Source organism: Streptococcus sp. DTU_2020_1001019_1_SI_AUS_MUR_006 (assembly GCF_032340315.1).
GTDB lineage: Bacteria > Bacillota > Bacilli > Lactobacillales > Streptococcaceae > Streptococcus.
Genome location: NZ_CP135436.1, coordinates 1,054,467 through 1,065,604, shown reverse-complemented (window position 1 = coordinate 1,065,604; position 11,138 = coordinate 1,054,467). Strand labels below are relative to the sequence as shown.

The 11,138-nt window shown below is 41.3% G+C and carries 1 protein-coding gene; it reads right to left on the bottom strand.

Annotation, left to right across the window (positions count from 1 at the left end; all coding sequences use genetic code 11):
• Positions 1 to 291: 291 nt before the first annotated feature.
• The gene (locus RRU92_RS05215) at positions 292 to 11,076 is read right to left on the bottom strand and encodes an Ig-like domain-containing protein (protein ID WP_315640885.1); all 10,785 of its coding nucleotides are present in this window, start codon (positions 11,074 to 11,076) and stop codon (positions 292 to 294) included.
• Positions 11,077 to 11,138 lie beyond the last annotated feature (62 nt).

Sequence of the window (11,138 nt, the reverse complement as noted above, 5' to 3'; positions counted from 1 at the left end):
CTATCTCTGGATATAAAAATGGAGAGAACAACGACTGTCCTCTCCAGATGTTATAGTAGATTGAAATAAGGTATGAACAAATCGATTAGGAAAATCAAACTAATTTCTAGAAATATTTTTAGCAGTCTTAGTGTACTATTCTAGATTCATTCTACTATAGCTTTGTTTCAACACTATAGTTGACAAAGATCCTCATTATCCATCAAAAAAACCGTAAGAATTTCTTCTTACGGTTTTTCTAGCAAATTCATAGAATTGAGATTCTCAGTTTTGCTTTATTTGAGTAATTTCTTACTCTTCTTCCTCACGTTTTTTAGCGAAGAGGAGTCCGCCTGTCGCTGCTGCAAGAAGTGCTAAAGCAAGTGAAGCGCTAGATTGTTCTGTACCAGTATTTGGCAATTCTTTCGCTCCTGCTTTCTTAGCTGGTGCTTGAGCAGGTGAATCTTGGTTAGCAGCTGGATTACCTGCTACTGAACCATCTGATTTCTTAACTGTCTTATCTGCTGGGATAAAGGCTGTGGTGCCATCTTCAAAGGTTACAATTACTGATCCGTCTTTGTTAACCTTGATATCTTTCGCAGTTGGGTTAGATTTCTTAACTTCATCTGCTACCTTACCTTTTTCTGCATCAGTCAAGTTGCTTGGATCTGTAACTGGTGTTACTGATGGATCCTTAACGACTTTATCAGCTGATTTCTTAACTGTCTTATCTGCTGGGATAACCGCTGTTGTACCATCTGGGTATGTAACAGTTGTTGTACCATCTTTGCCAACTTTAACATCAGTTACGGTTGGGTTAGATTTCTTAACTTCGTCGGCTATCTTAGCTTTTTCTGCATCAGTCAAGTTGCTTGGATCTGTAACTGGTGTTACTGATGGATCCTTAACGACTTTATCAGCTGATTTCTTAACTGTCTTATCTGCTGGGATAAAGGCTGTGGTGCCATCTTCAAAGGTTACAATTACTGATCCGTCTTTGTTAACCTTGATATCTTTCGCAGTTGGGTTAGATTTCTTAACTTCATCTGCTACCTTACCTTTTTCTGCATCAGTCAAGTTGCTTGGATCTGTAACTGGTGTTACTGATGGATCCTTAACTTCTTTATCAGCTGATTTCTTAACTGTCTTATCTGCTGGGATAACCGCTGTTGTACCATCTGGGTATGTAACAGTTGTTGTACCATCTTTGCCAACTTTAACATCAGTTACGGTTGGGTTTGATTTCTTAACTTCGTCGGCTATCTTAGCTTTTTCTGCATCAGTCAAGTTGCTTGGATCTGTAACTGGTGTTACTGATGGATCCTTAACGACTTTATCAGCTGATTTCTTAACTGCCTTATCTGCTGGGATAACCGCTGTTGTACCATCTGGGTATGTAACAGTTGTTGTACCATCTTTGCCAACTTTAACATCAGTTACGGTTGGGTTAGATTTCTTAACTTCGTCGGCTACCTTAGCTTTTTCTGCATCAGTCAAGTTGCTTGGATCTGTAACTGGTGTTACTGATGGATCCTTAACTGCTTTATCAGCTGATTTCTTAGCTGTCTTATCTGCTGGGATAACCGCTGTTGTACCATCTGGGTAAGTTACAGTTGTTGTGCCATCTTTGCCAACTTTAACATCAGTTACGGTTGGGTTTGATTTCTTAACTTCATCGGCTACCTTAGCTTTTTCTGCATCAGTCAAGTTGCTTGGATCTGTAACTGGTGTTACTGATGGATCCTTAACTGCTTTATCAGCTGATTTCTTAACTGCCTTATCTGCTGGGATAACCGCTGTTGTACCATCTGGGTATGTAACAGTTGTTGTGCCATCTTTGCCAACTTTAACATCAGTTACGGTTGGGTTTGATTTCTTAACTTCGTCGGCTACCTTAGCTTTTTCTGCATCAGTCAAGTTGCTTGGATCTGTAACTGGTGTTACTGATGGATCCTTCGTACCTTCATCGGATGATTTCTTAACTGCCTTATCTGCTGGGATAACCGCTGTTGTGCCATCTGGGTATGTAACAGTTGTTGTGCCATCTTTGCCAACTTTAACATCAGTTACGGTTGGGTTTGATTTCTTAACTTCGTCGGCTACTTTAGCTTTTTCTGCATCAGTCAAGTTGCTTGGATCTGTAACCGGAGTTACTGATGGATCCTTAACTGCTTTATCATCTGATTTCTTAACTGCCTTATCTGCTGGGATAACCGCTGTTGTACCATCTGGGTATGTAACAGTTGTTGTGCCATCTTTGCCAACTTTAACGTCAGTTACGGTTGGGTTAGATTTCTTAACTTCGTCGGCTACCTTAGCTTTTTCTGCATCAGTCAAGTTGCTTGGATCTGTAACAGGAGTTACTGATGGATCCTTAACTGCTTTATCATCTGATTTCTTAACTGCCTTATCTGCTGGGATAACCGCTGTTGTACCATCTGGGTATGTAACAGTTGTTGTGCCATCTTTGCCAACTTTAACGTCAGTTACGGTTGGGTTAGATTTCTTAACTTCGTCGGCTACCTTAGCTTTTTCTGCATCAGTCAAGTTGCTTGGATCTGTAACAGGAGTTACTGATGGATCCTTAACTGCTTTATCATCTGATTTCTTAACTGCCTTATCTGCTGGGATAACCGCTGTTGTACCATCTGGGTATGTAACAGTTGTTGTGCCATCTTTGCCAACTTTAACATCAGTTACGGTTGGGTTTGATTTCTTAACTTCGTCGGCCACCTTAGCTTTTTCTGCATCAGTCAAGTTGCTTGGATCTGTAACTGGTGTTACTGATGGATCCTTAACTGCGTTATCTGATGATTTCTTAACTGTATCACCTGATGGAATAACGGCTGTGCTGCCATCTGGGTATGTAACAGTTGTTGTGCCATCTTTGCCAACTTTAACATCTGTTACTGTTGGGTTAGATTTCTTAACTTCGTCGGCTACCTTAGCTTTTTCTGCATCAGTCAAGTTGCTTGGATCTGTAACTGGTGTTACTGATGGATCCTTAACTGCTTTATCATCTGATTTCTTAACTGTCTTATCTGCTGGGATAACCGCTGTTGTACCATCTGGGTATGTAACAGTTGTTGTGCCATCTTTGCCAACTTTAACATCAGTTACGGTTGGGTTTGATTTCTTAACTTCGTCGGCTACCTTAGCTTTTTCTGCATCAGTCAAGTTGCTTGGATCTGTAACCGGAGTTACTGATGGATCCTTAACTGCTTTATCAGCTGATTTCTTAACTGTCTTATCTGCTGGGATAACCGCTGTTGTACCATCTGGGTATGTAACAGTTGTTGTGCCATCTTTGCCAACTTTAACATCAGTTACGGTTGGGTTTGATTTCTTAACTTCGTCGGCTACCTTAGCTTTTTCTGCATCAGTCAAGTTGCTTGGATCTGTAACCGGAGTTACTGATGGATCCTTAACTGCTTTATCAGCTGATTTCTTAACTGTCTTATCTGCTGGGATAACCGCTGTTGTACCATCTGGGTATGTAACAGTTGTTGTGCCATCTTTGCCTACTTCAACATCTTTCGCTGTTGGGTTAGATTTCTTAACTTCATCGGCTACCTTAGCTTTTTCTGCATCAGTCAAGTTGCTTGGATCTGTAACTGGTGTTACTGATGGATCCTTAACTGCTTTATCAGCTGATTTCTCAACTGCCTTAGCTGCTGGGATTTCTGCTGTTGATCCATCTGGGAAGGTTACAGTTGCTGTTCCATCTTTACCTACTTCAACATCTTTCGCTGTTGGGTTAGCTTTCTTAACTTCGTCTGCTACTTTAGCTTTTTCTGCATCTGTTAAGTTAGCTGGATCTTTAACTGGTGTCTTAGCTGGATCTTTAACGCCATCTGCATCCTTAGCAGGTGTTGCATCTTTAGCTTTCTCAACTGCCTTAGCTGCTGGGATTTCTGCTGTTGATCCATCTGGGAAGGTTACAGTTGCTGTTCCATCTTTACCTACTTCAACATCTTTCGCTGTTGGGTTAGCTTTCTTAACTTCGTCTGCTACTTTAGCTTTTTCTGCATCTGTTAAGTTAGCTGGATCTTTAACTGGTGTCTTAGCTGGATCTTTAACGCCATCTGCATCCTTAGATGGTGTTGTTGCTTTCGCAACATCACTTGGTTCTGATACATTACCTGCTTTATCAGTTGCTTTAGCTGTTACGCCACCTTCTGGAATCTCAGTTGTTGGTGTGATTGTAGCTTTACCTTTGTCGTCCGCTACGCCTTCACCAATCTTCTTGCCGTCTTTGTCGAACAACTCAACTGTTGATCCTGGTTCTGCTGTCACTTCAACTGGTGTCTTAGTTCCGGCTTTACCTGTAAGGTCTGTATCGATAACTGGTTTAGCTGGCGCTGTTGTATCTGGTGTATCTGGTGTTGATGGTGTTGTTGCTTTCGCAGCATCACTTGGTTCTGATACATTACCTGCTTTATCAGTTGCTTTAGCTGTTACGCCACCTTCTGGAATCTCAGTTGTTGGTGTGATTGTAGCTTTACCTTTGTCGTCCGCTACGCCTTCACCAATCTTCTTGCCGTCTTTGTCGAACAACTCAACTGTTGATCCTGGTTCTGCTGTCACTTCAACTGGTGTCTTAGTTCCGGCTTTACCTGTAAGGTCTGTATCGATAACTGGTTTAGCTGGCGCTGTTGTATCTGGTGTATCTGGTGTTGATGGTGTTGTTGCTTTCGCAGCATCACTTGGTTCTGATACATTACCTGCTTTATCAGTTGCTTTAGCTGTTACGCCACCTTCTGGAATCTCAGTTGTTGGTGTGATTGTAGCTTTACCTTTGTCGTCCGCTACGCCTTCACCAATCTTCTTGCCGTCTTTGTCGAACAACTCAACTGTTGATCCTGGTTCTGCTGTCACTTCAACTGGTGTCTTAGTTCCGGCTTTACCTGTAAGGTCTGTATCGATAACTGGTTTAGCTGGGGCTTCTGTATCTGGTGTATCTGGTGTTGATGCTGTTGTTGCTTTAGCTGGTTCACTTGGTTCTGATACATTACCTGCTTTATCAGTTGCTTTAGCTGTTACGCCACCTTCTGGAATCTCAGTTGTTGGTGTGATTGTAGCTTTACCTTTGTCGTCCGCTACGCCTTCACCAATCTTCTTGCCGTCTTTGTCGAACAACTCAACTGTTGATCCTGGTTCTGCTGTCACTTCAACTGGTGTCTTAGTTCCGGCTTTACCTGTAAGGTCTGTATCGATAACTGGTTTAGCTGGGGCTTCTGTATCTGGTGTATCTGGTGTTGATGCTGTTGTTGCTTTAGCTGGTTCACTTGGTTCTGATACATTACCTGCTTTATCAGTTGCTTTAGCTGTTACGCCACCTTCTGGAATCTCAGTTGTTGGTGTGATTGTAGCTTTACCTTTGTCGTCCGCTACGCCTTCACCAATCTTCTTGCCGTCTTTGTCGAACAACTCAACTGTTGATCCTGGTTCTGCTGTCACTTCAACTGGTGTCTTAGTTCCGGCTTTACCTGTAAGGTCTGTATCGATAACTGGTTTAGCTGGGGCTTCTGTATCTGGTGTATCTGGTGTTGATGCTGTTGTTGCTTTAGCTGGTTCACTTGGTTCTGATACATTACCTGCTTTATCAGTTGCTTTAGCTGTTACGCCACCTTCTGGAATCTCAGTTGTTGGTGTGATTGTAGCTTTACCTTTGTCGTCCGCTACGCCTTCACCAATCTTCTTGCCGTCTTTGTCGAACAACTCAACTGTTGATCCTGGTTCTGCTGTCACTTCAACTGGTGTCTTAGTTCCGGCTTTACCTGTAAGGTCTGTATCGATAACTGGTTTAGCTGGCGCTGTTGTATCTGTTGTATCTGGTGTTGATGCTGTTGTTGCTTTAGCTGGTTCACTTGGTTCTGATACATTACCTGCTTTATCAGTTGCTTTAGCTGTTACGCCACCTTCTGGAATCTCAGTTGTTGGTGTGATTGTAGCTTTACCTTTGTCGTCCGCTACGCCTTCACCAATCTTCTTGCCGTCTTTGTCGAACAACTCAACCTTAGATCCTGGTTCTGCTGTCACTTCAACTGGTGTCTTAGTTCCGGCTTTACCTGTAAGGTCTGTATCGATAACTGGTTTCGCTGGCGCTGTTGTATCTGGTGTATCTGGTGTTGATGGTGTTGTTGCTTTCGCAGCATCACTTGGTTCTGATACATTACCTGCTTTATCAGTTGCTTTAGCTGTTACGCCACCTTCTGGAATCTCAGTTGTTGGTGTGATTGTAGCTTTACCTTTGTCGTCCGCTACGCCTTCACCAATCTTCTTACCGTCTTTGTCGAACAACTCAACCTTAGATCCTGGTTCTGCTGTCACTTCAACTGGTGTCTTAGTTCCGGCTTTACCTGTAAGGTCTGTATCGATAACTGGTTTCGCTGGCGCTGTTGTATCTGGTGTATCTGGTGTTGATGGTGTTGTTGCTTTCGCAGCATCACTTGGTTCTGATACATTACCTGCTTTATCAGTTGCTTTAGCTGTTACGCCACCTTCTGGAATCTCAGTTGTTGGTGTGATTGTAGCTTTACCTTTGTCGTCCGCTACGCCTTCACCAATCTTCTTACCGTCTTTGTCGAACAACTCAACCTTAGATCCTGGTTCTGCTGTCACTTCAACTGGTGTCTTAGTTCCGGCTTTACCTGTAAGGTCTGTATCGATAACTGGTTTCGCTGGCGCTGTTGTATCTGGTGTATCTGGTGTTGATGGTTTTTGAGTTACAAATTCTGACAATGGTTTTGTATCTGTTGAACCATCTGTATATGTTACGACAAGATTTCCTTTGCCATCGTTTGTGACTGATTTAATCTTACCATCTTTATCAACTGGAGTATTTTTTGCGATATTCGCATCGTCATTGTTCTTGTTGTACTCAAGTTTAAGTTTTTCTTTGATTTTATCTAACTCAGCGTCTGTCACTTTTGTTGGATCTGCTACTTCAACTTTATCAGCTGGGGCTGGAGTTGCAATATCGTACTTATCTGTTTGAGATTTAACGATAAAGTGAACATATCCTGGAGTCTGAGTTGCATTCGGATTTTTATCTAATGCATTAAAATCTGTATTTGATGGTGCATTATCATTGTCATTAGCAACAACAAAACTTGTCCAATGGTTTGGAGCTTTAAGTGTTGTAACACCTGTCATCTTAATAGTAGCTGTAGGACCTGATACAGTACCATCACCATGAGTGACTGCTGAATTCTCGATTTTTCCAGTTGTGAAACCGTAATCTGCCGTATTATCTTTTCCAATACCACCAGGACCACGTACATACATATCTTTAACAGCAGTGTTGTCTGATGCTTTGAATGTTAAATCAGTGTTTTCACCTGTATAAACATAGATTTCTTTCTTAGCTTCATTTGAGTATGGAACTTCTACTTTTGGAGCTACGTTTACAAATTCTGACAATGGTTTTGTATCTTTAGAACCATCTTTATAGGTTACAACAACTTTGTTGCCATCTTTTTCTACTTTATCAACAACTTTTGAAGCATCTTCTACTTCTTGACCTTTTTTGTCAGCTAAACGTGCATCTGGATTGTTTTGAGAATATTCAACTTTAACTTTCTCTTTAATTTTTTCAAACTCTTTATCAGTAACATTGTTAGCATCTGATACGGTTACTTTATCTGCTTCTGATGGAGTTTTGATATCATATTTCTTAGTTTGTGCTTTTAATACGAAAGTTACTGCACCTGGGTCAGTAAGGTAGGTACCCACTACTTCTCCATTATTTTTAGTTTTGGTTGCATTATTAGAAATCTCTGCACCATCTGTATCAGTTGCAGTTGCAAAACGCGTTACAAGATCTAAAGAATCGTTTTCTGTTTTCGGTAATTTTTCTGCCGATATGCCAGAAACTTGTCCTGTTACTTTAATTTTCGCAGGCGTAGCTGTTTCAGAATTAATTGCTGTTACAGTGTATCCATATTCATTATCTTGTTTATCTGGATTCCCATCAATATTATTTAGGGCAATATTTCCACCTTTTTTAAGTGAAGCTGATTTAATTTTTCCAGAATCATCATTAAAGGTAATATCAACGTCAGCTTCTTCTCCAGTATAAAGATAAACTTCTTTTTTGTTTGGAGCTGGATCTGAGTATGGAATCTCTACTGTTGGTGCAACATTCGTACGTGCAAAATCAGTCAATGGTTTTGTATCTTTAGAACCATCTTTATAGGTTACAACAAGATTGTTTCCTTCTTTTTCTACTTTATCAACAACTTTTGAAGCATCTTCTACTTCTTGACCTTTTTTGTCAGCTAAACGTGCATCTGGATTGTTTTGAGAATATTCAACTTTAACTTTCTCTTTAATTTTTTCAAACTCTTTATCAGTAACATTGCTAGCATCTGATACGGTTACTTTATCAGCCGATGCTGGAGTTTTGATATCATATTTCTTAGTTTGTGCTTTTAATACGAAAGTTACTGCACCTGGATCAGTTAAGTAAGAACCAACAACCTCTCCATTTTTCTTAGTTTTGGTTGCATTATTAGAAATCTCTGCACCATCTGTATCTGTTGCTGTTGCATAACGTGTTACAAGCTCTAAAGAGTCGTTTTCTGTTTTTGGAAGTCTATCTTCTAAACCTGAAACTCGACCTGTTACTTTAATTTTTGCAGGTGTAGCAGTTTCAGAATTAATTGCTGTCACAGTATATCCATATTCATTATCTTGTTTATCTGGATTACCATCAATATTATTTAAGGCAATATTTCCACCTTTTTTAAGTGAAGCTGATTTAATTTTTCCAGAATCGTCGCTAAATGTGATATCAACGTCTGCATCTTCACCAGTATAAAGATAAACTTCTTTTTTGTTTGGAGCTGGATCTGAATATGGAATCTCTACTGTTGGAGCTACGTTGTCACGTGCAGGGTTTACAACTACAGTAACTTCAATCTCGTTTGACTCTTTACCTTGGCTATCAACAGCTTTATACTTAACTGTGTAAGTGCCTTGGGTATTTGTATCAACTGTCTTGGTTGCTGTGTCGCCATTTACTGAAACAACTTCAGCATGGACCTTATCACCTAGGGTTGCTTGGGCATCATCTTCTTTATCTGCTACTGTCACAAGAGATGCAAGGTCAAGTTGAGCACCTTGAGCAACAGTTTTTTTGTTTCCTTCAACTGCTGATGCAATAGTTGGAGCTTGGTTTTCTACTGAGCGTGGTTGCCAGTCAGCCACACTTGAGAAGCCACCCTCTACCACGTTTGAGATTGCTGCTACTTCTGTACCTGCAATCTTGTCAGCCATGGTAAGAACGATCGTATCTTGGAACTTACCGTGCTCAACTGATTTGACAGTTGCCTTATCTGATTTTTGTGATGTCCATGCAGATGAGGCATTATCACGTTTGACTGGAATCTCAACAGTCTCTCCAGCAGTATTTGTATAGCGCATGTAGGCAATTCCTGCATCATGAGGAACCTTAAGAGTAACCTCTTTTTGTCCTGCTACAACTGCAGCTTGGTTAGTAGTCAAGCTTGAAGGTTCAACAGTTGTTACACCAACAGATACTGGTACAGTACGACGGCTACTTTCTTCACCGTTAACTACTTGGCTTACCTCTACTGTTTGACGTGGTTTGATAGTTGTACCATCACCTTGGTTGTTGTTCAAGGCTGTTGGAAGCTCACCTGTAGTCCAGTTACCGCTACTGTCAACAGTGACATTGCCGATGTTTTGCTCTTGACCATCGATATAAATCTTAATAGTTGCACCTGGAACCCCTGTTCCTGAAAGAGTGCTTGAAGTTGAAGCTACAGTTTGAACAGGAACGTTGACAGAGGTGTTGGTCAAGTTTGGAGTCACACTTGGTGCAGCAACCTGACTAACCAGTTGCTTATCATATTTACCTGAGATAGCATACCAGTTGTTTCGTGGTAAGCCTGTTTTAGATTCAACTCCAGCAATATAAGAAATGGTCTGTGATGGGTCTTCAACTACAGTACGGTACTTAATAGTAACCATGCGCGCCTTAGTGTTGTTACCATAACTAAGGACATAAACCTTTTTAGTGTTGTTCATGACACCGCTAAGACCATTTACGTTGTTGTAGTCTCCCCCAACGGTATTCTTGACACGCCACTCAAGTTTATTACCAGCATCGATAAACTGCTGACCTTCTGCAGACGGCGAACCACCTGGTGTAACATTTCCATCCACCCAGCCATCGCGGGGGCCGTAAGCGCCGTTGTTATATTCTGTCACAACTTTATAAGGATCAGATACATTTTTAGGGATTGTAAAGTAGTAGTATCCTCCCATCTTATCGTACTGAGCCTCGTTAAAGGTTACCGTCCACTCCAAGACTGGACGACCTTGACCAGATGGGTCTGTAGCCACTGTTTTTCCATCGACTACCTCATAGTCTCCCAGCTGTCTGTACTCGATCTTAGCACGTTGAGTTGGATCTCCATCGTTTACTGTAGCAGTTCTGTCTTTATAAACGTACTTGATGTCTTTCTCTTCCGAAGAGCGATCTTGAGCACGTTCTTGTCCTGCTGCTCGACGGCTTCTTGACTTAGGTTGAGTGGCTGAAGTTTCTGCTGGAGCTGCCACTTTAACAGTTTGACTTGCTGTCAAGTTTGCAGTTGAACCATCTGCAAAAGTAACAACTACTGATCCATCTGCTTGGACTTGAACATCAGTCGCAGTAGGATTCACACCCTTAACAGCTGCCACTACATTTGCTTTTTCTTCATCTGTCAAAGCTGAAGAATCTGCTACCACTGTCAATGAAGGAAGCTGAACTCCATCTGCTTCCTTAGCTGTTTTTGCTGAGGTAGCTTCTGAACTTGTAGGATGTTCGGCAACCACTGGTGAAGTTGTTGATACCTCCACTGCTGGTGCTTTATACGTTCCTACTTCGTCACTAGAGCTTGCTTCAGCAGCTGAGTTGGCAGTTTTAGTCTCTACCTCCCCAGTATCAGCTGTGTCGGCCTTAACCGTTGGAGCTACCAAGGCTGCACCAACTGCAAAGACAAGCGAACAACCAAAAAGGAAATGTTTTCCTTTTTTAATCATACGCCAGTTCTTCTGCTCTGCATTTTTACGATTAAAATACATCACATTATCTCCTTTGTTTAAAAATAACTGCATGTCTTTTACATACAATTCAATTATACATC